The sequence below is a fragment of the Acidisoma sp. C75 genome (assembly GCF_054665095.1).
On record NZ_BAAFHD010000005.1, the window covers coordinates 254,565 to 278,251 of the forward strand.

General features: G+C 63.1%; 24 protein-coding genes and 1 pseudogene. 11 read left to right on the plus strand and 14 right to left on the minus strand.

The features are described 5' to 3' along the window. Positions 1-5 precede the first annotated feature (5 nt). Both ACYQ7X_RS09080 and acpS read left to right on the plus strand, forming a co-directional pair. Entirely contained in the window at positions 6-2,279 is a 2,274-nt protein-coding gene (locus ACYQ7X_RS09080; RefSeq protein WP_459696654.1) for a RelA/SpoT family protein, read from the plus strand. Positions 2,280-2,328: 49 nt separating this feature from the next. Continuing rightward, positions 2,329-2,766, plus strand: coding sequence for a holo-ACP synthase (acpS, locus tag ACYQ7X_RS09085; RefSeq protein ID WP_459696655.1), 438 nt, complete (start codon positions 2,329-2,331; stop codon positions 2,764-2,766). Here acpS and ACYQ7X_RS09090 read toward each other — a convergent pair. From ACYQ7X_RS09090 to ACYQ7X_RS09105, 4 genes are all read right to left on the minus strand, one after another. Further along, positions 2,734-3,219, minus strand: coding sequence for a DUF1203 domain-containing protein (locus ACYQ7X_RS09090; RefSeq protein ID WP_459696657.1), 486 nt, complete (start codon positions 3,217-3,219; stop codon positions 2,734-2,736). The genes acpS and ACYQ7X_RS09090 overlap by 33 nt on opposite strands. A gap of 150 nt (positions 3,220-3,369) precedes the next feature. Continuing rightward, on the minus strand, positions 3,370-3,693 hold the full coding sequence (locus ACYQ7X_RS09095; protein ID WP_459696658.1) for a PepSY domain-containing protein: 324 nt from the start codon (positions 3,691-3,693) through the stop codon (positions 3,370-3,372). Between the two features lie 171 nt (positions 3,694-3,864). Further along, positions 3,865-5,352, minus strand: coding sequence for an FAD-dependent monooxygenase (locus ACYQ7X_RS09100; protein ID WP_459696659.1), 1,488 nt, complete (start codon positions 5,350-5,352; stop codon positions 3,865-3,867). Positions 5,353-5,495: 143 nt separating this feature from the next. Next, positions 5,496-6,191 carry a VIT1/CCC1 transporter family protein gene (locus tag ACYQ7X_RS09105; RefSeq protein WP_459696660.1) on the minus strand — a complete coding sequence of 232 codons (696 nt, stop codon included), beginning with the start codon at positions 6,189-6,191 and terminating at the stop codon, positions 5,496-5,498. Between the two features lie 138 nt (positions 6,192-6,329). Here ACYQ7X_RS09105 and ACYQ7X_RS09110 point away from each other — a divergent pair, with 138 nt between their 5' ends. The 3 genes from ACYQ7X_RS09110 (at position 6,330) to ACYQ7X_RS09120 (ending at position 10,611) form a co-directional block, all read left to right on the plus strand. After that, positions 6,330-8,027: a thiamine pyrophosphate-binding protein gene (locus tag ACYQ7X_RS09110; RefSeq protein WP_459696661.1), complete on the plus strand. Its 1,698-nt coding sequence runs from the start codon at positions 6,330-6,332 to the stop codon at positions 8,025-8,027. Between the two features lie 596 nt (positions 8,028-8,623). Further along, complete coding sequence (locus ACYQ7X_RS09115; protein WP_459696662.1) at positions 8,624-9,967, plus strand: AAA family ATPase; 1,344 nt, start codon at positions 8,624-8,626, stop codon at positions 9,965-9,967. Positions 9,968-10,083: 116 nt separating this feature from the next. After that, entirely contained in the window at positions 10,084-10,611 is a 528-nt protein-coding gene (locus tag ACYQ7X_RS09120) for a hypothetical protein (RefSeq protein ID WP_459696663.1), read from the plus strand. Between the two features lie 113 nt (positions 10,612-10,724). Here ACYQ7X_RS09120 and ACYQ7X_RS09125 read toward each other — a convergent pair. The 3 genes and pseudogenes from ACYQ7X_RS09125 to ACYQ7X_RS09135 form a co-directional block, all read right to left on the minus strand. After that, a pseudogene (locus tag ACYQ7X_RS09125) lies at positions 10,725-11,799 on the minus strand (IS630 family transposase). A gap of 190 nt (positions 11,800-11,989) precedes the next feature. Further along, the gene (locus ACYQ7X_RS09130; protein ID WP_459696664.1) at positions 11,990-12,382 is read right to left on the minus strand and encodes a VOC family protein; all 393 of its coding nucleotides are present in this window, start codon (positions 12,380-12,382) and stop codon (positions 11,990-11,992) included. Between the two features lie 11 nt (positions 12,383-12,393). Continuing rightward, a complete protein-coding gene (locus tag ACYQ7X_RS09135; protein WP_459696665.1) occupies positions 12,394-13,056 on the minus strand; it encodes a GFA family protein in 663 nt (220 codons plus the stop codon). On the opposite strand from ACYQ7X_RS09135, the gene ACYQ7X_RS09140 reads away from it, so the two are divergent. From ACYQ7X_RS09140 to ACYQ7X_RS09150, 3 genes are read left to right on the plus strand one after another with little or no spacing between them, the layout of a single operon-like run. Next, on the plus strand, positions 13,015-14,121 hold the full coding sequence (locus ACYQ7X_RS09140; protein WP_459696666.1) for an NAD(P) transhydrogenase subunit alpha: 1,107 nt from the start codon (positions 13,015-13,017) through the stop codon (positions 14,119-14,121). The two genes, ACYQ7X_RS09135 and ACYQ7X_RS09140, sit on opposite strands and share 42 nt — an antisense overlap. A 30-nt stretch (positions 14,122-14,151) precedes the next feature. Further along, positions 14,152-14,475 carry an NAD(P) transhydrogenase subunit alpha part 2 gene (locus ACYQ7X_RS09145; RefSeq protein ID WP_459696667.1) on the plus strand — a complete coding sequence of 108 codons (324 nt, stop codon included), beginning with the start codon at positions 14,152-14,154 and terminating at the stop codon, positions 14,473-14,475. 4 nt (positions 14,476-14,479) lie between these two features. Next, entirely contained in the window at positions 14,480-15,928 is a 1,449-nt protein-coding gene (locus ACYQ7X_RS09150; RefSeq protein ID WP_459696668.1) for an NAD(P)(+) transhydrogenase (Re/Si-specific) subunit beta, read from the plus strand. A gap of 12 nt (positions 15,929-15,940) precedes the next feature. On the opposite strand, the gene ACYQ7X_RS09155 is transcribed toward ACYQ7X_RS09150, so the two are convergent. Then, positions 15,941-16,639 carry an SIMPL domain-containing protein gene (locus ACYQ7X_RS09155; protein WP_459696669.1) on the minus strand — a complete coding sequence of 233 codons (699 nt, stop codon included), beginning with the start codon at positions 16,637-16,639 and terminating at the stop codon, positions 15,941-15,943. A gap of 210 nt (positions 16,640-16,849) precedes the next feature. On the opposite strand from ACYQ7X_RS09155, the gene ACYQ7X_RS09160 reads away from it, so the two are divergent. Continuing rightward, the gene (locus ACYQ7X_RS09160; RefSeq protein ID WP_459696670.1) at positions 16,850-17,338 is read left to right on the plus strand and encodes a cupin domain-containing protein; all 489 of its coding nucleotides are present in this window, start codon (positions 16,850-16,852) and stop codon (positions 17,336-17,338) included. A 228-nt stretch (positions 17,339-17,566) separates the two neighbouring features. On the opposite strand, the gene ACYQ7X_RS09165 is transcribed toward ACYQ7X_RS09160, so the two are convergent. After that, positions 17,567-18,454, minus strand: a complete 888-nt coding sequence (locus tag ACYQ7X_RS09165; RefSeq protein WP_459696672.1) for a LysR family transcriptional regulator — start codon at positions 18,452-18,454, stop codon at positions 17,567-17,569. A gap of 210 nt (positions 18,455-18,664) precedes the next feature. Here ACYQ7X_RS09165 and bla point away from each other — a divergent pair, with 210 nt between their 5' ends. Together bla and ACYQ7X_RS09175 are read left to right on the plus strand one after the other, a co-directional pair. Further along, complete coding sequence (gene bla / locus ACYQ7X_RS09170) at positions 18,665-19,489, plus strand: class A beta-lactamase (RefSeq protein ID WP_459696673.1); 825 nt, start codon at positions 18,665-18,667, stop codon at positions 19,487-19,489. 15 nt (positions 19,490-19,504) lie between these two features. Beyond that, the gene (locus tag ACYQ7X_RS09175) at positions 19,505-20,662 is read left to right on the plus strand and encodes an acyltransferase family protein (RefSeq protein WP_459696674.1); all 1,158 of its coding nucleotides are present in this window, start codon (positions 19,505-19,507) and stop codon (positions 20,660-20,662) included. Positions 20,663-20,796: 134 nt separating this feature from the next. Here the strand turns inward: ACYQ7X_RS09175 and ACYQ7X_RS09180 are convergent, their stop codons facing one another. The 5 genes from ACYQ7X_RS09180 to ACYQ7X_RS09200 form a co-directional block, all read right to left on the minus strand. Continuing rightward, entirely contained in the window at positions 20,797-21,570 is a 774-nt protein-coding gene (locus ACYQ7X_RS09180) for a Stf0 family sulfotransferase (protein ID WP_459696675.1), read from the minus strand. Between the two features lie 227 nt (positions 21,571-21,797). Continuing rightward, entirely contained in the window at positions 21,798-22,220 is a 423-nt protein-coding gene (locus ACYQ7X_RS09185) for a PIN domain-containing protein (protein WP_459696676.1), read from the minus strand. Continuing rightward, positions 22,217-22,465, minus strand: coding sequence for a FitA-like ribbon-helix-helix domain-containing protein (locus ACYQ7X_RS09190; RefSeq protein ID WP_459696677.1), 249 nt, complete (start codon positions 22,463-22,465; stop codon positions 22,217-22,219). Before ACYQ7X_RS09190 ends, ACYQ7X_RS09185 begins: the two co-directional genes overlap by 4 nt. Before the next feature lie 341 nt (positions 22,466-22,806). After that, on the minus strand, positions 22,807-23,262 hold the full coding sequence (locus ACYQ7X_RS09195; RefSeq protein ID WP_459696679.1) for a hypothetical protein: 456 nt from the start codon (positions 23,260-23,262) through the stop codon (positions 22,807-22,809). Positions 23,263-23,273: 11 nt separating this feature from the next. After that, complete coding sequence (locus ACYQ7X_RS09200) at positions 23,274-23,633, minus strand: hypothetical protein (RefSeq protein WP_459696680.1); 360 nt, start codon at positions 23,631-23,633, stop codon at positions 23,274-23,276. Positions 23,634-23,687: the final 54 nt, after the last annotated feature.

Genomic DNA, 23,687 nt, shown 5'->3' on the forward strand with positions numbered 1-23,687 from the left:
CTTGGATGACTGAGCCCTGCCGCGCGCCTGATGGCGTGGCGGCGGGCAATGCCAGCGAGGCGATCGCCGGCCTTCCCTTCGCCGATCGCGAGCGGGCGCTGACCCAGAAGGCGCTCGCCTACGATCCGAAGATAGACCCGGCGCAGATCGACGCCGCCTTCGCCCTCGCCTCCGCCGCCCATGCCGCGCAAAGCCGCGACAATGGCGAGCCCTATATCACCCATCCCCTCGCCGTCGCCGATATCCTGGCGGGCTATCGGCTCGATGCCGGCAGCATCATCACAGGGCTGCTGCACGATACGATTGAGGATACCGGCGTCACCCAGGCGCAGATTGAGCGCCAATTCGGCGGCGATGTCGCCTTGCTTGTCGATGGGGTGACGAAGCTCACCCGGCTCGAACTGCAATCGGATAGGACGAAGCAGGCGGAGAATTTCCGCAAGCTGGTTCTCGCCCTTTCCAAGGATATCCGCGTTCTCCTCGTCAAGCTCGCGGACCGTCTGCACAATATGCGGACGCTGCATTTCGTGACGAGCCAGAGCCGCCGCCAGCGCATCGCCCGCGAAACGCAGGAGATCTACGCTCCGCTCGCCGGGCGCATCGGCATGGATGCGATCAAGAGCGAGCTGAACAATCTCGCCTTCGCTCAGTTGGAGCCCGAGGCCTTCGACAGCATCCAGGCGCGGCTCAACTTCCTGCGCGGCCAGGGCGCCGATATCATCGAGGAGGTGCGGCGCGATCTCATCCGCATCTGCCGCGGTGCCGGCCTCACCCGGATCGACGTGACGGGGCGGGAGAAATCTCCCTTCTCGATCTGGGAGAAGATGCAGAAGCGCAACGTCGCCTACGAGCAGCTTTCCGACATCATGGCCTTCCGCATCCTCGTCAACACGCGAGACGAGTGCTACATCGCGCTCGGCGCCATCCATTCCGCCTATCCGGTGATCGCCGGTCGCTTCAAGGATTATATCTCGACCCCCAAGGCCAACGGCTATCAGAGCATCCATACCGGGGTGACGCTGCGGGAGCGGCGCAACCAAAAGATTGAGGTGCAGATCCGCACCTTCGGCATGCACGAGGTGGCCGAAAACGGTGTCGCCGCTCATTGGCTTTACAAGGACCGCGATCCGCAAGCGGCGGCTGATCTGCAACGCTTCCGCTGGGTGCAGGATCTTCTCGAAATCCTCGAGAACAGCCAGGCGCCGGACGAGTTTCTGGAAAACACCAAGCTCGAACTTTATCACGATCAGGTCTTCTGCTTCACGCCGAAGGGCGAACTGATCCAGCTGCCGCGCGGGGCGACGCCAGTGGATTTCGCCTATGCCGTGCATAGCCAGGTGGGCGATACCTGCGTCGGCGCCAAGATCAACGGCCGGCTGATGCCGCTGCGCTACGAATTGCAGAACGGCGATCAGGTCGAGATCATGACGGCGCGGGGCGGCACGCCTTCCCCGCAATGGGAGCGTTTCGTCGTCACCGGCAAGGCGCGCGCGCGCATCCGCCGCTTCGTGGCCCAGCAGCAGCGCACCATCAACCGGGACCAGGGGCGCGCGGTGCTCGCCAAGGCCTTCCGCCAGGATGGGCTCGACGGGTCTGAGCGCGTGCTGGAGCCGGCCGCCAAGGCGCTCAAATTCGCGACGCTGGACGATCTCTACGTCGCCGTCGCTTCCGGCCATGTCGGCCCCAAGGATGTGGTCCACGCGGCCTACCCCGAGATGCGGGAGACCGCGCGAGCCCCGCGCCTGCTGCCCGGCATGGGCCTGCCGCCCCGCCCGGCAGGCGGGCGGGGTGCGGCCAAAGCCGATAGCGGCCCCGCCGGCGCGCCGATCCGTGGCCTGATCGGCGGCATGGTGGTGAGCTATGCCGGTTGCTGCCACCCGCTGCCGGGTGATCCGATCGTCGGCATCGTGGCGACCGGGCGCGGGGTCACGATCCATACGCGCGATTGCGCGCAGTTGCAGACCTTCGCCTCCACGCCCGAGCGTTTCCTCGACGTCGAATGGGATGAGAGCCTGCCGCTGCCGGCGCGTGGCGGGCAGGTCTATTCCGGCCGCATCAGCCTGATCGCGACCAATGACCGGGATCTGCTGCCCAATATCTCGAATGCCGTCACCAAGCATGACGGTTCGGTGCTCAACCTGCGTGTGCTCAGCCGCCAGCAGGATTTTTGCGAAATCCTCCTCGATGTCGAGGTGCGGGATCTGCGGCATCTCTCGACCGTCATCGCCGGGCTACGCGCGACCTCCGGCATTACCCAGGTCGAAAGAGCAAAAGGCTGAAGGCGCGGCCGGCCGTGATGCCCTCACAGCCCTTGAAAGGCAGCCCTGCATGATCATCGGTCTCGGCTCTGATCTCTGCGATATCCGCCGCATCGAGCAGGCGATCGCCCGCTTCGGTGATCGTTTCCTCGAACGCGTCTTTACCGAGACCGAGCGCGCCAAGGCGATGCGGCGGACGGAGAAGATCCGGGCCGCGACCTTCGCCAAGCGCTTTGCCGCCAAGGAGGCGGCGGCCAAGGCGCTCGGCACCGGTTTCAACCGCGGCGTCTTCATGTCCGATCTTGGCGTCGTCAACCTTGCCTCCGGCCAGCCGACGCTCAAGCTCACCGGCGGTGCCGCCGCCCGCCTCGCATCCCTCACTCCGCCCGGGATGCGCGCGGAGGTGGCGCTGACGATGACGGACGAATACCCTTATGCCTTCGCCCAGGTCATCATCTCGGCCGTGCCGCTGCCCTCAGCCGAGGGGCAGCCGCTCGATCAGCGTTAGCAGGCAGCCTGGCCGGGCGGTGTGGATATTGATGAAGGCGGCGCGCTCATCCTCCAGCGCTCGCGCGAGCGGCGCGTCCACCTCCGCGCCTGGGCAAACCACGCCAAGATCGTAGAGGCACTGGTCGGCCGCGTCATAGGCGCGCACCGAAACCAGCGCGTTCTGGCGAACGATCGGTGCCACCTCGTTTACGGCCTCGGCGCGCGGGCAGGGGGCTTCGTGCACGAAGATGGGGCTTGGCGCCCAATAGATGCCGCGAGGCTTCGGCAGGTCGTAGGAGCCAAGCAGCATGATCTCCCCCGGCACCCCGTAGCGCAGGCAATGCCGGCAGGGAAAACCGCCCGTGGGCGTCGCGGTCATGCGGCGGATCGGGTTGCCGCGATCATCCTCCCCGGTCTGGCGGAATCGCTCCGCGGTCGCGGTAGGGATCGGGATACAGCGGAATGGGGTCATGGCGCGCTCGCTCCTCGGTTGGCGAGGAGAAGGGAAGCAGAGGGCGCGGCGCCTGTCTGGCCGAAGGCGGACTCTGGTCTCGCCGCGCCCTCGGCCCTGCGCGGCGGCAGGCGCCCGGCATCCGCGCCCGCAGCCGCCGGGCGGGTACCGTCAGTCCTGCTCGCTGCCCGCCCGTTCGCCGAGGATGGCGCCGCTCTGCGGGTCGATCATGACGGTCTTGACCCCGGCGGGTCCGTTGGTCTCGACGACGATCTGCATCTTTCCTTGATCGAGGCTGATGCCGGCATCATAGGCCTTGCCGCCCGTATGCTGCTCGGCGATCGTGATCGCCTGGGTCAGCGGGACTTTGAGATCCGACACCGCCGCCGCCTCGGGGTCAACGCCGCCCTGTTGCGCGGCCTCGGCATTGGCCGCGAGACCCGCCACCATCATCAGCCCGGCCAGGGCGGCCGGCACGATCAAACGCTTATCCATTGCTATGCTCCGTTCGAATGAGCGCCCGCCTCGGGGCGGCCGCGGAGGCAAGATGCCCTGGCCGAGATTGGGCGGCGCATGGCGGGAGAATACCGATCGCCAATGCGCGCCAAGCCGCCAAGCCGCGCCCCTCCTCGCTCCGCCCAGCGGCCGCGGCGGCCCGGTTCCGGATCAGGCGCCGTTCTGGATATCGTCGAGATAGGCAGAAGCATCGGGCCAATGGATTTCCTGGCCGAGGAAGCCGATATAGCCATCGGGCCGCAGGATGAGGATCATCCCGGGCTCTGGCGGGGGGCGCACCCCGCTCTCCAGAAGCTCCGGATAGGCGGCCAGCAGGGCTGCCGAGGTCTCCGACGGCGCGGCATAGAGCACGAAGCGCGGTGTGCCGCCGGCCCCCGGGGCGGGCCCGGCGTAAAGCTCGGGCGGCAGCCGGGCGCCCGCTTCCAGCCCATGGGCGCCGCGATAGAGCCCGCGCGAGAGTGGGCTCGTCTCATAGGCGATCTCGATCTCGCTCATCTGCACCGCCATGCGCTGCTGCACGTATTGCAGGCCGAGGGCGAGGCGGATCGCGAGGTTGCGGAAGGCTTGCGCGGCGGGGCTGGTGAGCGTCGCCACCTCCGTCATGCGCCCGGCATGGCGGAGTACCAGGCGGCCAATAGCGCTGCGCTCGGGGCTGTAGCTGTGCAGGAGATCGAGGGCGGCGTGGCCTTTGGTGACGAGCGCGAGCTTCCAGGCGAGGTTGATCGCATCCTGCATGCCGGTGTTCATCCCCTGCCCACCGGCCGGGCTGTGGATATGCGCGGCATCGCCTGCCAGGAACACGCGGCCGCTGCCGTAATCCGCCACCTTGCGCTCATGCACGCGGAAATTGGCGAGCCATTGGGGATCTTCGGCGGCAAAGCCGCCGCCGGCCCGCGCATCGATCAGCGCCTGGACGGCGCCGAGCGTCGGCTCCGGCCGCGTCACCCCAGGCTCGGCCTGGCCCAGATTGGCGACCAGGCGGAAGCGCGGCCCAGGCATCGGGAAGACCACGAGCAGGCCCTGGCGGTGCAGGTAGAGCGTCACCTCATCCGCCGGGGGTGCCTCTGGGCCGTGCAGCATGACATCGGCGAGCACCCAGTCATTCGGCTCGGGCGCGCCTTCGAAGGCGAGGCCGAGGGCGCGGCGTACCGTGCTATGCGCGCCATCGCAGCCGATCAGCCAGCGCGCATGCTGAACCTCCTCTGTCCCGTCGGCAGCGCTGAGGCGGGCGACCACCTGGTCCCCCTGATCCTCGAAGCCCGTCAGCGTCAGGCAGCGTTCGACTTCGCCACCGCAGGCGGCGAGATGGGCGGCGAGCAGCCGCTCAGTATCGCGCTGCGGGATCATCAGGGAGAAATTATAGGCGCTCGGGATACTATCCAGCCGGGCATGGCCGAGGATGGCGCCGCCGCTGCGGATGGATGCGCCATGGCCGCGGATGCCGGCGGCGAGGAAGGCTTCGGTGCAGCCCATGCGGTCCATCAGTTCGAGCGTGCGGCTCCAGATCACCAGCGCCTTGGATGTGGTGGTCGGGCTTGCCGCCTTGTCGATCAATCGCGTCGTCAACCCATAGCGGGCGAGTTCGGCCGCGAGGGTGAGGCCGACCGGCCCAGCTCCGACGATGAGCGCGTCAATCATGGATGCTTCCTTATCGTTGCACAGATCCCTCAATTAGACCTCAGCGCGATTGTGCGGTCTATGGATCGGCTCCCGCTGGGGGCATCTTTTTTGCGATCGAATCGTTGCGAATTGGTTTATTGCGCCTGCCCTCGGCGCCTTGTCTAAACGCCGTGTCCGATCAGCGCGCCGACCCCGGCGGTGATCGCCATGGCGAGCGCCCCCCAGAAGACGACGCGGATGGCGGGCTTGAGGATCGCGGCGCCCCCGGTCCGTGCCCCGGCGACGCCGAGTGCCGCCAGCACCACGAGCGCGACAATGACGATGACCGGCCCGATCGCGCCGCGCGGGCTCAAGACAGCAGCCAGCACCGGCAGCACGCCGCCGGCGGCGAAGGTCGCGGCCGAGGTCAAGGCGGCCTGGATCGGCCGCGCGGTGGAAATCTCCGAGAGGCCAAGCTCGTCCCGCGTATGGGCGCCGAGCGCGTCATGCGCCATGAGTTGCTGCGCAACCTCGGCGGCAAGCGCCGGCTCCACCCCGCGTGCAGCGTAGATCGCCGCCAGTTCGCGCGCTTCGCCCGCAGGGTCCGCCGCCAGCTCCCGCCGCTCGCGCGCGATATCGGCGGTTTCCGTATCGGATTGGGAACTGACCGACACGTATTCCCCCGCTGCCATCGACATCGCCCCGGCCACGAGTCCGGCGAGCCCCGCCGTCAGCACTTCGCCGCGGCCGGTGGCGGCGGCCGCGACCCCCACCATCAGGCTCGCGGTTGAGATGATGCCGTCATTGGCGCCGAGCACGGCGGCGCGCAGCCAGCCGATCCGGGTGATGAGGTGGCTTTCGGCATGGCTGCGGGGCATCGGTCGGTCCTTCTCGGGGCGGTTCGAAACGCCACCACTCTAGCCGCCGCTGCATGACGGCCGGGTGACGAATCGCAGGTGTTTGGACGAAACTCCGCCATCCAGCCTAAAAAGGGCTGGTCAGCAGGAGAAGCGCCGATGACCGCAAGCCCCATCACGCCGCTCGACCAGGCCCGCGCCCGCCGGGGCGCCGCCGTGCTCCTCGAAGTGCTGCGCAGCGAAGGGGTGGACTACATCTTCGGCAATCCCGGCACGACGGAACTGCCGCTGATCGACGCGCTGATGGGCGAACCCGCGATCCAATACATCTGGGCGCTGCAGGAGGCGAGCGCGGTCGCCATGGCCGATGGCTATGCCCAGGCCGCGCGCCGGCCGGGCTTCCTCAACCTCCATACCGCCGGGGGCTTAGGGCATGGCATGGGCAACCTCATCAACGCCCAGGTCGAGCAGACGCCGCTCGTCGTCACCGCAGGCCAGCAGGATAGCCGGCATACCATCACCGATCCGCTGCTCTTCGGCGATCTCATCCAGATCGCGCGCCCCGCCGTCAAATGGGCGCAGGAGGTGGCGCATGCCGACCAGCTGCCCGTGCTCATCCGCCGCGCCTTCCATGATGCGAGCGCCGCCCCCTCCGGCCCGGTCTTCCTCTCGCTGCCGATGGATGTGATGGAGGAGATGAGCAGCGTCGAGATCACCGAGCCTTCGGTGATTGACCGCCGGCCCGTCGCCGGCTCGCTCGACGAACTGGCCCGACGCTTGGCCGCCATCACCCCCGGCCGGCTCCTCATCATCGCGGGCGACGAGGTCTATGCGAGCGATGCTTCGGCCGAGGTCGCCAACCTCGCCGAAACGCTGGGCGCCGAGGTCTATGGCTCCTCCTGGCCCTCCTGCCTGCCTTTCCCGACCGCCCATCCGCTCTGGGCCGGCAACATGCCGAACAAGGGGCGGGAGATTTACGACAAGCTCACCGGGTATGACGCGATCTTCGCCCTCGGCGGCAAATCCCTCATCACCATCCTCTATTCCGCCGGGCCGATCATCCCGAAGGGTTGCGTCGTCTATCAGATGTCCACCGATGTGCGCGATCTCGGCCGCACCTATGCGACCGAGCTTTCGGTGGTGGGCGATGTGCGCGCTTCGCTCCGCGCCATGCAGCCGCTGCTGGAAGCCGCCTGCGCGCCGCGCCGCGCGGCCTATGATGCGCTGGTGGCAGAGGCCGTGCGCAAGCGGGGCGAGCGGCGGGCCGCACTCGCCGCGCGGGCGCGGGCGGAATGGGATGCGCCGCGCATCACCCCCTTCGTGGCAGCGGCCGAGGCGGCGCGCGCGATCGGCCCCGATATCCATATCGTGGATGAGGCGATCGCCACCTCGCTGCATCTGCGTGCCTTTCTCGATAGCCGCTCCGCCAACCAGTATTTCTTCATCCGTGGCGGGGCGCTCGGCTGGGGCATGCCGGCGGCTGTCGGCTGTTCGCTCGGCCTCGGGCGGGAGCCTGTGGTCTCCCTCGTGGGCGATGGTGCCGCCCTCTACAGCCCGCAAGCGATGTGGACGGCCGCGCACGAAAACCTGCCCGTCACCTTCGTCGTCATGAACAATGCCGAATACAATATCCTGAAGAATTTCATGAAGGGGCAGAAGGACTATCTCTCGGCCCAGCGGAACAGCTTCCTCGCCATGGATATCGAGAACCCCTCGATCGACTACATGATGCTCGCCGGCTCCTTCGGCCTCCCTGCCCGCCGCGTGACCCGCGCCGCCGATGTGGCACCCGCGATCGAAGCGGGCATCGCATCAGGGGTCGCGAACCTCGTCGAGGTGGTGATCGGGGTGGAGTAGGGGGTGCGAGTTGCGGCTGAGCGCGGTAGAAGGAATAGGTTCTTTCCTGTGAGCCCTCGCCAAAGAACTTGATATGAGCGAAGGTGGTTACCCGCGGCGTCGGTCGGAAGGTCTGCTTTGTGTCCATTCTAGGCATCCATGCAGCCGGGCACGTTACTCCAGAGCGGACATTAACCTCGTGGGAAGGTTTGAAAGTCTTGGAACAGCTATGCGTCCATGTCGAATATTGATGGGGACATCGCGCTTTCATGAAAGCGGAATCGCCCTGGTCAGGGCGCTTATCGCCTGTTTGCAGTATACGGGCGGTGGTCGCGCGGCCAGGGGAGGCGTTGCAACTCCGAAAGTTGATGTCGTTATGTCGGCGGGCCTCCTCAAGGCCATCGTAAGCCACCGCGCGACCCATGGCCACCGCTTGAGCAGCTTGACCCAGCCCTCCCCAGCGTCCGTGCAAGCCGGAGCTTTCGACCTCAAAGTATTCCAGAAATGGGATTATCTCTGCCGAACTTGCCAAGGCCGCGGACTTTTGCAAATTTATTCGATGAGTGGAGGGCCTTGCATGAACGTAGGGGTCGGTCAAATGACGTGGCAGGTTTTTCTTGATCACCAGAATTGAAATAGATGGCTTCAAAACCTTCCATAAGTTCTCGGCGGACCTGAGGCCGTTCGTGGCTGTTGTTGGTCCGAACGCCGCCGGAAAATCAAACCTTTTTGATGCGCTGAAGTTTCTTTCAAGGCTCGCGCAGGTTGATGTGCGTACAGCCATGCAAGAACTTAGAGGGGAACCGGAAGAGCTCTTCCGTCAAACCCCCTCTGGAATTCAAACCGTAATGAGCTTCGCGATTGAGGTTCTTTTGCCTGCCCGCGGAGTCGATGACTTCGGTGCTGCCTTCGAGACACCTGCGCAGCGTCTACGGTATGAGATCACCATAGAAATGAGGGAGGAGGCTCATGGCATTTTTGTTACCCACGAAGATTGTAGGGTGATTCGCGCCGAAGACGACAAAATGGCTTTTCCGACGCCGACAAAAATTAGCCGGTCGGGCCGAAAAACGCCGTTCTTGGAAACAGAGAAGGACGCCCAAGGAAGGGCACGGATTTTCACCATTAGACAAGATGGCGTCGCAGATAGCGGTACGTCCAAAAGAGGTAACCCGCTGCAACTTCCTGCGGCGGAAGCGTCACGCAGTGCACTTTCGACTATCGCAACCTCCGAATTCCGACATCTGTACGCGTTCAAGAAACTCATTGCCGGTCCACAGTTTCTTGAGATTAATCCTTCAGAAGCGCGCAAAGCCAATGATCGTTTCGAAGCCAAACGGTTGAAGAGCAATGCTTCTAACCTTGCTGCTAGTCTTGCCGAAATTCAGCGTTTATCGACGACCGAGAATAGACCCACGGGAGCCATTGCAGATATCTCTGCGGATCTCGCGATGCTGATCCCTCAAGTAAAAAGTGTTCGGGTCCTCGATGACCCAAAAAGTCGAGAATACGCATTTAGCGTTGAAGTGCGTGATGGGATTTCTTTCAGCTCTCGCGTCATCAGTGACGGGACTATCCGCCTACTCGCGCTTCTTACCGTAATTGATGATCCCAACCGACAAGGAATTCTATGTTTTGAGGAGCCGGAGAATGGTGTGCACGAAGGTAGGATTCCCGATCTGATAAATCTCTTACGCGAAGCCACCAAAGCGCAGGATGAGGACGGTGACTATTTCCAAGTCCTTCTCAATACTCACTCACCCGCAGTTATGCGCGCACTACAGCCGGAGGAAGTTCTGTTTGCGGATATGGTCCGCAGCATGCCCGCCGACGGCGACACTTCCCAAATTCGTACGAGGATGAGGCGAATAGCATCCTACAAGGGATTGTTTGATGATGAGCATCACTTGTACCCAGCGAAAGTGGAGGAACTTCTTCGAAACAGGACGGGTGGGATTTAATGTATCTGTCTTGGTCCGCGTTCTATGAGGGGACAACTGACGCTCAATACTTTAACGTTCTTATCCCTAAAATCCTCGATGAGATTATTCGAGAATGCGGAAAGAGACCCTGCGACGTGGGTGAATTTCCTGCGGTAGAGTTTGGGATCGATAATCGCTCTTTCGATAGAGCCGCTGAAGAGATTTGTGCGCGAAAGAGCGAATTTCATATCATCTTTGTACATGCTGATCTTGGGGGGCGTGGACAAGCTGCAACTGTAGCGCAGCGCAGGGAGGAGCTGATTCAGAAGGCACAGAAACTCTGCGGCTTCGACCCCCGAACTGCGGTCATGTTATCTCCGGAAAAGGAGCTTGAAGCTTGGGCGCTGTGTGACCTTGCCGCTGTAAAGGCAGCTCTTGGAGTCAAAACGATACCCAGCGACCTTATGCCTGCTACACCCGTGGCGGCCGAAAGGCTTCTAGCCCCAAAGGTTAACCTCGATGGAATTGTTAAGAGCGTTGTAAGGAAAAAATCTGCATCTCGGCAGATATTAGTGAGAATTGCCCAGGAGCAGAGTATTGACGAACTTCGACGCGCAAGTTCTTTCAAAGCTTTTGAGGAATGTTTGCGCAACGTTCTAAGGCATTGTGGCTTCATTGATTGACCAAATGACTGCTGCCCGCAGCCGCCGAAATGCTGCCACTTCAATGTCTGATTCCGCAACTGTCTGTCGAACCGCGACCCCCCAAGTCAAGGGTTGATACCAAATCCCAGTGATCATGACCCATGAGCCCAGCTTCGCATTCCGAGGGACATGATGCGCCAAGGCTCATCGACGAGCTTGTTCCAGGCGTAGCAGCAGTGATCGACGATGTCGGCATAGGAGGAGAAGATGCGGTTCGAGAGCCAGTTGTCCCTCATGAACTGCCAGACATTTTCTTGCGGATTGAGTTCCGGGCTTTTGGCGGGCAGCGGGATGATGGAGATGTTCGGCGGCACGGTCAGCTTCGGCGTCATGTGCCATCCGGCCTGATCCACCAACAGCACCGCGTGGGCGCCCGGCGCCACCGCCTGCGCGATTTCGGCGAGGTGGAGGTTCATCGTCGCCGTGTTGCACCAGGGCAGGACGAGGCCAGCCGCCTTGCCTTCCTTCGGGCAGATGGCGCCGAAGATATAGGTCGATCGCGTGCGTTGGTCATGAGGCGCGGAAGGGCGCGTGCCGCGCCGGGCCGGGGGCGCCCAGCCCATCGGCGGGTGACCTTATTCTTCTGTCCTATACGCGCTTCATCGGCCCACCAGATTTCGATCGGAGTGCCGCGCGGGAGAGACGCGGCGACCTTGTCCATCTCGGCAGCGAACCCCCTTTTTTGAAGGCCTCGGCCTCCTCTGGTTTCTGGGCGTGGTGACGGGGCCGTGCCGACAGTTTTCGGTATCCCAGGGACCGTAATTCACGGCTCAGCGTCTGCTTCGAGACGCTCACCCGGAACTCCTCGAACAGCCATTGGCAGAGATCGACGATCCGCCAGCGCACAACACCATGGATGGCAGGCGTCGGGCCGCTCTCGATGATGGCAACCAAAGCCTTGCGATGGTCGGCGTTGAGCAGCGGTGCTTTCCCCAGTGCCTTCCGGTCGATCAGTCCCTCCGGCCCATGCTTGTTGAATTTCTCGACCCAGTCGCGGACGATCTGTACCGTCACGCCGCCGATCCTCGCGGCCTCGGATCTGGTCGCCCCGTCGTAGATCGCGGCCAGGGCCAGCAGCCGTCGTGCCTGGGGGCCATCCTTGGACAGGCGAGCGGCGGCCCGCGCCTTCTTCGCGTCAAAATCAACCCGCAGAGGCAGGGGCGGCATGGCGACCTCCTTCGTTCGCCATGTTGAATCAGCTCAGCTTCCCTTTGAAAAGCCCCCGAGAGTCACGCTCTCCGGGTTTTGGTATAACGTCTGCTTTTCGGGGTTTTCACCCAAAAGCGGCATGGCTGCTCTCGCCCCCAAGCGTGAATCAGTCCCGCTTTGCCCAATGCCGCCCTCGGCCCCGAACCCGTCAATGGGCGGCATATTGAACGAGATCCCATCGGTTTCCGAAAACATCCTCGAACACGGCGACCGTGCCATAGGGCTCCTGGCGCGGTTCTTCCACGAATCGTAAGCCTCTTGCCTTGTAGATCGCGTAATCCCGGGCGAAGTCATCGGTCTCCAGGAACAGAAACACCCGGCCTCCGCTTTGGTCACCGATCGCGGAGCGCTGTCGGTCGTCCACCGCCCGGGCGAGGAGCAGGGCGCCTCCGCCGCCCGAGGGCTGGACGACGACCCATCGTTTCTCTCCCGTCAGCGGACGGTCCTCGCGCAGCACAAAGCCAAGCTTGCCGACGTAGAAGTCGATTGCTTCATCATACTCCCTGACAAGAACGGTCGTCAGCCGCAGGCGCTGGGGCAAGGGGAATGGTCCTATGGTGTCGTGTGCGGGCTTGGCGAGCCAGGCGGCCCCTCGGGATATTGCGGCAGGCCATCATCGAAGGTGAGCCATCGCTGCTTGGCAGATACCCAGATATGGTCCGAAGGGGCCAAGCCATCTGCGTCGTCCAGGCTTCCCATTGAAAGCCCGATGGTGTTGGCGCTCCGCCGTTCTGAAAACAGCGTGGTGCCGCATTCCCCGCAAAACCCACGGCGAACACCGGTGCCCGCATCGAACCATCTCACCGGTCCTGTTATCCGCACTCTGTCGAGCGGCACCATCACCCTGGCATAGAAAGCAGAACCGGTCGCCTTCTGGCAGCGGCGGCAATGGCACACGCGACTATTGAGCGGCCTGCCGAAACTCTCATACCGGCATGCCCCGCAGAGGCAGCCTCCATGGAGCGCACTGCTCTCACTCATCCCAATTCCCCTGCCTCGCCTCTGCGGAAAGAACCGCGTGACGAAGACAATCATAGCCTGCCGCGCAAAAGCAAGGAACGCGGTCCTAAATAATCCGACTAATTCTCGTGCTTGCGCGCAAGAGAATTGCCCCGCATCCTCACGATCAAGAGGCGCAGGATAGTGCCGAGGTCCAAGAGGAGAGGGTGGCTCATGGGGCTGAACGTCGCGGTCTGTCGGGAAACACGCCAGCATGAGCGGCGCGTCGCCCTCGTGCCCTCCATCCTCCCCAAATACCAGAAAATGGGCGTGAGCCTCCGGCTCGAACGGGGGGCTGGCAGCGCCGCGAGCTTCGAGGATAGCGCCTATGAGGGGGTGAGCCTGCACGAGACGGCGGCCGAGACGCTCTCGGGCGCCGATATCGTGCTCGCCGTGCAGCCGCCCTCGGTCGAGACGGTGCAGCATATTCCGAGCGGCGCCGTCCTCATCTCCTTCGTCCATCCCCAAAAGGAGCCGGGGCTGCAGGAGGCGCTGGAGGCGCGGGGCATCACCTGCTTCGCCATGGAGCGTATCCCCCGCATCAGCCGCGCCCAGTCGATGGACGCGCTTTCGAGCCAGGCGGCGCTTGCCGGCTATTACGGCCCGCTGCTGGGGGCGACGAAGATGCCGCGCATCCTGCCGATGATGACGACGGCGGTGGGCTCGCTCCGCCCGGCGCGCGCCCTCGTTATGGGCTTGGGCGTGGCCGGCCTGCAGGCGCTGGCGACCGCCCGGCGCCTGGGCGCCATCACCGAAGGGTATGACGTGCGGCCAGAGACGCGGGAACAGGCGATGTCCTTGGGCGCCAAATTCGTCGATACCGGCGTCGATGCCAGGGGCGAGGGCGGGTACGCGCGCGCGCTGACCGATGAGGAGAAGGCGCGCGTCGCCGAAGTCGTCACCCGCCACATCGCGCAAGCCGATATGATCGTGACGACGGCGGCCCTCCCCGGCCGCGACGCGCCGAAACTCATCAGCGATGCGCAGATCGCGCAGATGAAGCCGGGCTCCGTCATCGTCGATCTCGCAGCCGAAGGCGGCGGGAATTGCGAAGGCACGGTGCCGGGTGAGGAGGTGCGGCGGCATAACACGCTGATTGTCGCCCCCCTCAACGTCCCTTCAATGCTCGCGCAACATGCGAGCGAGCTCTACGCCAAGAACCTGCTGGCGCTGATGGACCTCATCGTCCGCGAAGGCGCGCTGGCGCTCGATTGGGAGGATGAGGTGATCGCCAAGACCGCGCTGACCCGCGGCACCATCCGCACCTCCGAAGCCGCCTGACCCTGCCACGCGAGACGGGAACAGAAGCCCATGCCCATTACCATTTCGATGACCTGGCTGATCGCGCTGTACATCTTCATGCTGGCGGCTTTCACCGGCTACGAAATCATCCGCCGCGTGCCGTCGATCCTGCATACGCCGCTGATGTCGGGCTCCAACTTCGTGCACGGCATCGTTGTCATCGGCGCGCTGCATGTGCTCTTCACGGCGGATGGCTTTCTGCCGCGGCTCATCGGTTTCTTAGGCGTGCTGCTGGGCGCCGGGAATGCGGCCGGCGGCTATGTGGTGACGGAGCGGATGCTCGGCATGTTCAAGCCGAGCGCCAAGCCCGAACCCGTCAAGGCGAGGAGCTGACACGATGATGACCACCTCCGCCGAAGTCTGGATGAATATCGTGGGCCTCGCCGAATTTGCCGCGGCGCTGATGTTCATCCTCGGCCTCAAGCGCATGTCTTCGCCCGTTTCGGCGCGGTCCGGCATTACGCTCGCCGGTGTCGGCATGCTCATCGCCGTCATCGCCTGCTTCGGGGCGATCGCCGAGATCCCGCCGGAGCTGCGCGGCCGGCTCGGCTTCAACCTCACGCTCGCCATCATCGCGCTCGTCATCGGCACCGGCTGGGCCTGGTGGAGCGGCAAGCGCGTGCCGATCACCGCCATGCCGCAGATGGTCGCCCTTTATAACGGCATGGGCGGCGGCGCGGCTGCGGCGATCGCGGCCGTCGTGCTCCTCGAAGGCACGGCGCCGACGCGGCTGATCCTGGCATCGACCGTGCTTGGCGCGCTGATCGGCGCGGTCTCGCTCACCGGCTCGCTCATCGCCTGGGCGAAGCTCGATGGCCGCATCGCCGGCAACTGGCGCTTCCCCGGGCAACCGCTTTTCAATGGCGGGATTTTCCTGCTGACCGTCCTCTTCGGCCTCGTCGTCATCCTCTGGCCGAGCACGATCGCTTCCGCCGTGCTCGGTATCTTCTTCTTCGCGGGCGCCCTGGCCTTTGGCGTGTTGATGACACTGCCGATCGGCGGCGCGGATATGCCGGTCGTCATCTCGCTCTTCAACGCCTTCACGGGGCTCGCCGTCGGGCTCGAAGGCTATGCCATGCAGTTCCCGGCGCTGATGATCGCCGGGATGGTGGTGGGCTCGGCCGGCACGCTGCTGACGATCCTGATGGCAAAGGGCATGAACCGCTCGCTCACCAATGTGCTCTTCAGCAATTTCGGCGAGGGCAGCAGCATGGATGCGAGCAGCATCACCGGCAGCATGAAGCCGGCGGAAGCGGGCGACGCCGCGATCGCCATGCGCTATGCGAGCACGGTGATCATCGTGCCGGGCTATGGCCTGGCCGTCGCGCAGGCGCAGCAAAAGCTCTACGAATTCGTGCGCCTGCTCCAGGCGGCGGATGTGGACGTGAAATTCGCGATCCACCCGGTGGCCGGGCGCATGCCGGGGCATATGAACGTGCTGCTGGCCGAGGCCGGCGTGCCGTACGACGTGATCTTCGACATGGAGGATATCAACGAGGAATTCGCAACCGCCGATGTGGCGCTCGTCATCGGCGCGAATGACGTGGTGAACCCGGCGGCCCGGGTGGACAAGGGATCGCCGATCTACGGCATGCCGATCCTCAATGTCGATCAGGCGCGGCAATGCTTCGTCATCAAGCGCGGGCAGGGGAAGGGTTATTCCGGCGTGGAGAACCTGCTCTTCTACGCCGACAATACCAACCTCGTGTATGGCGATGCGCAGGCCGTGCTCGTCAAGATGATCCAGGCGCTGAAGGAGCTGGGGGAGCAGGCGAAGGCGGCCTGACGCCGCCTTCCGTTATTCCAGCCGCGCCACGCCCGAGACGGTGGCCGAGACGCTCTCGGGCTCGGCCTGGGCGTTGGGGGCTGGGGCCGCGGCTCCCACCGCCATCATGCGCATCATCGGCCGGGGCGCGGGGGCGGCGCCATCATCGAGCGAGACCGCGCGGAAGCCCTGCAAGCCGAGGCCGAGCGCTTTGGCCGCCGCCTGCGCACGGGCCTTGAGCTTCGCGATCGCGCGGTCCATCGCCTGTGCATAGGTTTTCTCGGCGAGGCCAGGAGAGATCTGCCAGGAGAGCGTGCCGATGGCGAGGCCCTCGGCCTGCAACTGCCCGACGAGCTTGAGCAGCGCGGCGCCGTCATGCCCGTGCAGGCTCAGCCCCTGGCTCGCATGCCAGATATCCTTCGGATTGGTCTCGTGCCACACGGAATAGCCTGTGGTGCTGGTGGTGATGCCGGCAAGCGGCTTCGCCTCGGCCAGGGCCTTGGCGATCATCCCGTTCACGGCAGCCTGGGCGGCGCTGGCGGAAGCGGCGTCCGCCTGCGCGGAGAGTGCCGCCACCAGCTCATCGGGCATGACGGAGACCGAGGCGGTGACGGTGAGTTTCAGCGTGGTATCGGCGCGCGCCGCGGCGGGGGCGAGGAAGCCGCCGGCGGCAAGCCCCGCGGCCAGCAGGACCGCGCGCGGGGCGGTCAGGATCGGTTTTGCAAAGGCCATCGTTCTCTCCCTGTCGAGCCTTACTCTACCAGCCCCGAGATGGCGGCGCGGTGAAAAATGGGCGGCCGGCAACCGGGGTCGTGCTGCGATCATTTTTAACAGTAACGGTATGAACTTGTTAGTCTTGCCAACTGGCTCGCCCGCCGCCGGTTGCCAGGCTTTTGCCGGGGCCATAGCCTGCGAGGCTCCAGCAAAGGGTGAGCCGACCCCATGAGCCGAAAACTCGATTTCGCCGCCATCACTGGCTTGCGCGGCAGCGACTACCCGCCACCCTTCGAAGCGCCCTGCCGGGAGACCGAAAGGAAGCGCCTGGGCGATGCCGCGGGCTTAAGCCAGTTCGGCGTCAATCTCCTGCGCCTGCCGCCGGGCGCCTGGTCCAGCCAGCGGCACTGGCAGATTGCGAGCGACGAGTTTGTTTATGTCCTCAGCGGCGAGGTGGTGCTCGTGACCGATGCAGGGGAGGAAACGCTCCGCGCGGGCGATGCCGCGGGCTTCAAGGCGGGTGAGCCGGACGGGCATCATTTGCAGAACCGCGGCCCGGGCGAGGCGCTGATCCTCGAGATCGGCACGCGGCTTGCCGGCGATGGCTGCTATTACTCCGATATCGACATGATGATCATCGACGATAGCGGAATTGGCCACACAAGGCGGGACGGCACGCCCTATGCGCAGCCCCCGGCCGATGGCGAGGCGGAATAACGGGCGATGGCGGGGTAGGGGTGGTTAAAAGAGGGCAGTGGTAGAGTGAAGCGGCCCAGATCCGCTGAGCGGCCATGTCGCCTATTTGTAATTGGTGAGCAGTGCTCCTCAAGCAGACATTGGGCTACCGATCCGCTTCGGCCGATATGGGGGGAAAGCGGATATTCCGCTTTAATGCCTAAAATGCGAGAAGCAGCCCGCGACAGAACGCTGCTGGATTCGTATATCTTAAGGAGGTGGAAACGCTTCAAGATGTCTAATCAAGAGTCGAAGCCTGCGATCTAGTGTCTTGTCTTCTCGAACCACATAGCCGACGATGCGGGATAGCGGCGGTTTCAAACTACAGGCTGTGGTTCCGGCGACGGGGGTGGAGAGTGCAAGTTTTGGCACGATTGCGACACCGAGACCTGCACCAACGAGAACTTTGACGGCTTCGAAGCTGCCCAGTTCCATGATCGGCTCCGGTGACGCTCCACCTGCATCAAACCAACCATCCGTGATAGTTCTGGTATCGCCCGCAGCACGATAAGCGATAAACGGAAATTGCGCGAGCTGCTGCGGTGTGATGCCCTTTGGAAATAATCCGTCGCTCTGTGGCAGTAGCGCCAATAGGGGCTCCGAAAATAACGGCTCATAGCTCAAGGCCGCCGTTCGACTCACCGGCAAAGTCATTAAGCCGATGTCGAGTTCACCGGATTGTACGAGAGGCAGGAGATCGGCGGTATCTCCAATGGTGACCTTGAGCGTCAGGCGCGGCATCGCTTGCTTTACGGCCGCCAGGATCGTCGGCAGTAAATGAATGCAACCCGTCGCTCCCGATCCAATTCGGATCTGCCCAATCTCGCCGCTTTTGGTCTCTGCCGTGGTGGCTACGGCATCCTCAGTTGCCGCAACAGCCCTTTGCGCCGGTTCAACGAGAGCTTGCCCTGCAACTGTCAGTATCGACCGCCCATTAGCGCGTTCGAACAGGCGCGCGCAAAGAACACGTTCCAGCTCCCGCAACTGTTGGCTGACCGCAGGCTGTGTCAGTCCAAGCGATTTCGCGGCAACGGAAACGCTGCCTGTTTCGGCGACGTGAAGGAAGGCTCGGAACTGACGGATGGTTGGAAGACGCATAAGGGAAATTTATTTTAATACGGCTCATAGAAAATATTTGCTTCCCTCCTGGAACGCAAGATCGTTAGATGCCGTGGCCACGACGAATAGTAAACTATTGGATGGGTTGGCGATTTCGTCGCTTGCTTTGATCAACGATTGCGACTGCCGGGAGCCAAACATCCTGTGAAGACTTTGATAACGCGACGGACAGCGATGGCGGGATTGTCCATGGCTGCGGCTTTCTCGGCTATCGGCTCGGCCTCTGCGCAAGTGCCATCTGCTCTGACCGTGATCGAGAAGACGCATGGTGGGCGTCTGGGCGTCTTCGCACTGGATACCGGATCGGGCCGGACACTCGCCCATCGCGCGGATGAGCGGTTTTTGATGTGCAGCACCTTTAAGGGCCTCCTGGCAGGCCTGGTCCTGGCACGGGTCGATGGCGGGCATGAATCCCTCTCCCGCATGGTGCCCTATACCGAGAGCGATCTGATTTTCACCTCGCCGGTCACGAAAGCCCATGTCGGCCAGGGGGCTTTGTCAGTGCGGGATCTGACGCAGGCGATGCTTGAATATAGCGACAATACCGCCGCCATTCTTCTCATGCGCAGCGCGGGGGGACCGTCTGGCCTGACGGCCTTTCTGCGAGGTCTGGGTGACACGGTAACCCAGTCAGACCGATACGAGCCTCTTTCTAATCACTATGACGGTATTCTGGATACAACCTCGCCCCGTGCCATCGTCGGCACTGCTCATAAGTTGCTGCTGGGCAGTGTGTTGACGCCTGCGTCTCAAGCCAGGCTTGAGGATGGCATGAAGGCCTGCAAACCGGGCGTGCGGCGCATCCGGGCGTCCCTGCCAAGTGATTGGGTGATTGGCGATCGGCCCGGCGAGAATATCTCTGATGAGTCAAATGACTATGCCATCGTTCGGCCACCTGGTCGCGCACCGCTGATCATCGCCGTCTATTGCAATGCCCCGAAGACGACGACCGCTGATCGCGAGGCCGCTATTCGTGCAGCCGGCACTATTTTCGTAGAGTGGGCGCAAGCCTAGCAGGGTGTTGGTGGCATGCGGTTCGGCTTAGCGCATTCGGCCCCACGCAATGCTGGGATCGACCTCCTTCGAGGCATTGCCATTCTCATGGTCATGCTGCTCCATTTCAGCCTCACATATAAGCTCTGGAACAACGGCCCTCTTGTAACGCTCCTGGGGCATCATTGGAGCCACGCAATTCTCGCACCTGGCAACTTCGCCGTAACCATGTTCTTCGTCGTCTCTGGCTTTCTGATCACGACGAACGCCGCCGAGCGATCCGGCGGTCTCGGCAAGCTTGACCCTCGCTCCTTCTATATCCGACGCTTCGCGCGGCTGACGCCTTGCCTTCTCCTGGCACTGACGATCATCATAATTCTTGGTCTGTGCTCCATCGGCTCTTTTGCGACCAAAGCGCCCAGCTCGGACGGTGAACTCATGCTTGGCGTGCTATCGGTGCTGCTCTTCTTCCATAACATCTTGATGCAGCATCTGGGTTATTTTGACTACGCCTTGAATGTCTACTGGTCGCTCTCGGTAGAGGAGGTTTTCTACCTCGCCTTTCCAATCCTTTGCCTTATCCTCAGGCGCGACACGATAATCGCCATTCCGTGCCTCATATTCATTGTCGTCGCACCCTTCTATCGCGCAGCTCACGCGGATAATGAGATCTTCTATCTCTATGCCAATCTCGCCTGCTTCGACGCCATCTCGATCGGTTGTTTAACATCCATGCTTGCGCGGCGGTGGCGTCCCTCGCTCATCACCGCTCTTTTCATGGAGGTCTGTGGCTGGGTAGTGCTTATCCTGGTCTGGCTACAAGGCTTCCAAGGGACGCATGTAATATCTAGCTTCACCCTTATTGCCTTGTCGACATCCTCCATCATTCTGGGCAGCCTTGCGCGACCAGCAGGGATGATGGTTTCTTCCGTCGTCGGGCGAACCCTGCGCTGGCTTGGCCGCCATAGTTACGAGCTGTATCTGTTCCACATTATCGTGCTCGGTGTTATGCGGGACCTCGTACCCGGTAAATCTCTGCAAACGGCTTGGCAGATGCCATGGCTGCTTCTGTTTCTGCTGATATCAGCAATCGTCTCAGGCGCGGTCGCCCGCTTTGTGGGTGATCCCGCGAACGCAATTCTCCGGCGGCGCTTCCTACCCGCCACTTCGACGATTTCACTGATGGCACGGTGAGTGCGTGCACCTCTGGCTACGATAAGCAACAATAGAGATCGACTTAGTGGAAGAATAGCTATGTCCGCTTGCCGGCAACCTCTCGGGCGTCGATTACGGCTGACTTGGGTCGAAAGGGGATACTCGCTCAAAGATCATTTTAAGGGATATGCTACGCGGCCAGCGTCAGAATTATAGCGCCGGATCCATTCATCGTTGATGACGTCGGAAAGCTTGGCTAGCCTGGGTTTGATATTGGAAATTCCTTCGAGGCTGATTCCGATAGCACGGCAGATGCCTTGCAGCGTATCGTTCGGGCATTCAGAAAGCTGCCCATACGAAACGCAGTATGGCTTTATCTGCTGGCTTGCAAACCATTGCGACCAAGCTTGATCCCCTCTCGTCAGTTCGAGGACTTCTCGATGAAGGCGATTGAAGTCGTAAGATGGGTCTTGTGCTTTACCAAAGCGCTCGTAGTCAGTGCCATCGTCGTTAAGGTGCCAAAGGCCACTCTGCTCTGCCCTGACCAGGGACACCGCTTGAGCTACTTTGTCTGAGCGCGACAAATGAATGTAGAGCGGTTCCCCGAACGCCTGCCTAAACCGCTCTGCATCCGTATTGCGTCCTGGATAAATCTGATCAAGCGTTTTAGAGAGAAGGGACAAATACTCGTACTGAAGTCTGATCCCAAAGACACCCGTTCCCGCTCGTCCTGCTTTGATGGCCGCGGCAAGGTATGCACGATCAAAGGAACCCGATGAGTTACGCTCTTCTTTAGCTATACCCCATTCCTCTGCCCATTCTGCCATAAATTGAGGCTTGTGATAGAACGAATCTGGATTACCCGTCTTTCCAGTTGAAGCCAAAAGTCTGCAAAGAAGCGTGCTCCCACTTCGCGGCGTCGTGCAGATTATATAGGCTTTTACCATTAGCCGCAGCCTCCTCTGGATCGGGTACCAAGAGCCAACAGTTGCCATCCTTTCATTAACCTGACCAGCCGGGCTAGGTCCGCTTTCTCGGTTATCGCCTCAAGCGTCCTACGTCGTGTTCGGGTCGATACCCGAGATTGGCACCTCCGGCAGCAATGTCCGCTCGTCCGTGGCGTCCATCCGAAACCCGAGGGTGGACTCCTGCCGAAGGTGGGGCTCAGGAGAACTCATTCGCTGCCCCACGGATTAAGCACTGTGATCCCGCATTCCGCGAAGTCCGAGACATTTCGTGTTGCGATGGCGGCGCCCCGCGACGCCGCGATCGCGGCGATCTGGGCGTCGACCTGCGAGATCGGCCGGCCCGCCTGGCGCCGGGCGGCAGCGATCGACGCATAGGTCCCGGCCGCGGCGCTGTCGAAGGGGAGAATCCGGCCGACGAAATCCTCGGCGAGCATGGCTTCCAACTGCGCCAGCAGCCGCCCCCGGCGCAGGCCCTTTGGTAGGAGGGCCAGGCCGTACCGCAGCTCCGCCTCGGTGATGGCCGAGATGAACATGCTACTGGCGGGCTGAGCGCCGACCCAGGTCTCGACCGCGGGCTCTGGGATAGGGCGCATCAATTCCGATAGGATCTTGGTGTCGAGCAGGATCAACCGCCAAAATCCGGCGGCTCGCGCATCGGTTCGCGCGGCACGTCGGGCAGTTCGACACCGCCGAGGGGCGCGAAGCGCTTACGGATGGCAGCCGCCAGGTTGACCGGCTGCGCAGGCTCCCGGGAGAGCACCGTGCGCAGAATGTCCCGCGCCTCCTCCTCCATCGAGCGGCCATGGACGGCCGCCTGGACGCGCAGGCGTGCTTTGAGGGGTTCATCGAGGTTACGGATCGTGATGCTGGCCATCGGCTCGAGTTTCCATTCAGCAATGCAGTAATGTTAATCAATGATTGCAGGTTTATCCAGTGTCACCATCACGGGGTTTCTCCCAGTGGACCGATGTCTGGGATGCGCCTGCCGGCGGCTCGGCGCGCCTGGAGAAGCACGGCCTCGAGGTGCGCCATTGCCTCTTCCAGCGCGGTGTAATCGAAAGCCTGGCGCTCGATGGGTGACAACGGGGGCAGTCGGGGCGGCGGCGCGGCGATTTCGACGGGCTCCTCCCAAATCTCCTTTCTGGGTCGCCCACGACCACGGTCGCGATCCGCGCGGCGGGGTGGCCGAACGATCTCCCGTATCGGTGCGAGCCTCTACAAGCCGAAAAGTCGGCGCTTCGAGCGGTGCGTGACCTCCACCACGATCCCCGCGGCCACGAGCCGATCGAGGATCTGGATCGCGGTCTTCACCGCGATCTTGAGGATGCCGGCGAGGGTTGTCGCCGAGAGCATCGGGGTCGCGGCCAGCAGATCGACCGCCGCCGCATCATGAGAATCGCGGCGACGACCGGCGACCCCATTGCGGGCGGCAAACCACGCGCGCTCCAGGGGGGAGAGCAGATCGAGGGCGTCGCTCGCCTCCCGGTCGAGCGCCTGCAGAAAGGCCGGAAGCCACAGATCCGGCTGCCAGCTCTGCTCGGAGCGGAGCGCGGCAGCGCCGGTGAGAGGAATGGGCAAACGGAGGAGATGGCGCTTCTGCCAGAAGCGGATCAGCGCCGCGCGGGCGGGCGCGCGGCTTTCGCCGGCGTCGATCCTCGCGCGGAAGCCCATCGCCGCGGCGATCAGGGCGGACGGGATGGCGAATGGCGGGTGAGGACCGCCGCGGCACGCTGGACATCGCTGTCCTGATCGAAATCCGGCGCGACGATCCATTGGTGCAGGGTGAGCGCCGTGCGGGCCCGATCGCGGATGTCCTCACGGTCCCTCATGGTGAGGAAGGGGTCCATGCGCAGCCGCAAGCCTTCGAGGCTGGCGGCCAGATGCCAGGGATCAATCAGCGCGCCGTCGACCGCGGCCATGCGGCGGACCGCGTCGAGGCCCGTCCGGAACAGCAAGGCCTGGGCCAGTGGATGGCTGCCGGACGCCTGGTCGAGGCGGGCGATCGCGGCGCTGGCATCGGCCAAAGACTGCGCGACACCCATCGGATCGACGGCCGAGAGGCGCGGGAAACCAGGGAGCGGGAAGCTTTCTGAGGC

Excerpts from the sequence above, each read along its gene's own strand:
- ACYQ7X_RS09160 (WP_459696670.1), top strand. The coding sequence starts at position 16,850 with ATGAGCCGAAAACTCGATTTCGCCGCCATCACTGGCTTGCGCGGCAGC.
- ACYQ7X_RS09175 (WP_459696674.1), top strand. The coding sequence starts at position 19,505 with ATGCGGTTCGGCTTAGCGCATTCGGCCCCACGCAATGCTGGGATCGAC.
- ACYQ7X_RS09190 (WP_459696677.1), bottom strand. The coding sequence starts at position 22,465 with ATGGCCAGCATCACGATCCGTAACCTCGATGAACCCCTCAAAGCACGC.
- ACYQ7X_RS09150 (WP_459696668.1), top strand. The coding sequence starts at position 14,480 with ATGATGACCACCTCCGCCGAAGTCTGGATGAATATCGTGGGCCTCGCC.
- bla (WP_459696673.1), top strand. The coding sequence starts at position 18,665 with ATGGCTGCGGCTTTCTCGGCTATCGGCTCGGCCTCTGCGCAAGTGCCA.
- ACYQ7X_RS09140 (WP_459696666.1), top strand. The coding sequence starts at position 13,015 with ATGGGGCTGAACGTCGCGGTCTGTCGGGAAACACGCCAGCATGAGCGG.
- ACYQ7X_RS09200 (WP_459696680.1), bottom strand. The coding sequence starts at position 23,633 with ATGGGTGTCGCGCAGTCTTTGGCCGATGCCAGCGCCGCGATCGCCCGC.
- ACYQ7X_RS09155 (WP_459696669.1), bottom strand. The coding sequence starts at position 16,639 with ATGGCCTTTGCAAAACCGATCCTGACCGCCCCGCGCGCGGTCCTGCTG.
- ACYQ7X_RS09095 (WP_459696658.1), bottom strand. The coding sequence starts at position 3,693 with ATGGATAAGCGTTTGATCGTGCCGGCCGCCCTGGCCGGGCTGATGATG.
- ACYQ7X_RS09135 (WP_459696665.1), bottom strand. The coding sequence starts at position 13,056 with ATGCTGGCGTGTTTCCCGACAGACCGCGACGTTCAGCCCCATGAGCCA.
- ACYQ7X_RS09195 (WP_459696679.1), bottom strand. The coding sequence starts at position 23,262 with ATGGGCTTCCGCGCGAGGATCGACGCCGGCGAAAGCCGCGCGCCCGCC.
- ACYQ7X_RS09110 (WP_459696661.1), top strand. The coding sequence starts at position 6,330 with ATGACCGCAAGCCCCATCACGCCGCTCGACCAGGCCCGCGCCCGCCGG.
- ACYQ7X_RS09080 (WP_459696654.1), top strand. The coding sequence starts at position 6 with ATGACTGAGCCCTGCCGCGCGCCTGATGGCGTGGCGGCGGGCAATGCC.
- ACYQ7X_RS09165 (WP_459696672.1), bottom strand. The coding sequence starts at position 18,454 with ATGCGTCTTCCAACCATCCGTCAGTTCCGAGCCTTCCTTCACGTCGCC.
- ACYQ7X_RS09090 (WP_459696657.1), bottom strand. The coding sequence starts at position 3,219 with ATGACCCCATTCCGCTGTATCCCGATCCCTACCGCGACCGCGGAGCGA.
- acpS (WP_459696655.1), top strand. The coding sequence starts at position 2,329 with ATGATCATCGGTCTCGGCTCTGATCTCTGCGATATCCGCCGCATCGAG.
- ACYQ7X_RS09100 (WP_459696659.1), bottom strand. The coding sequence starts at position 5,352 with ATGATTGACGCGCTCATCGTCGGAGCTGGGCCGGTCGGCCTCACCCTC.
- ACYQ7X_RS09145 (WP_459696667.1), top strand. The coding sequence starts at position 14,152 with ATGCCCATTACCATTTCGATGACCTGGCTGATCGCGCTGTACATCTTC.
- ACYQ7X_RS09180 (WP_459696675.1), bottom strand. The coding sequence starts at position 21,570 with ATGGTAAAAGCCTATATAATCTGCACGACGCCGCGAAGTGGGAGCACG.
- ACYQ7X_RS09105 (WP_459696660.1), bottom strand. The coding sequence starts at position 6,191 with ATGCCCCGCAGCCATGCCGAAAGCCACCTCATCACCCGGATCGGCTGG.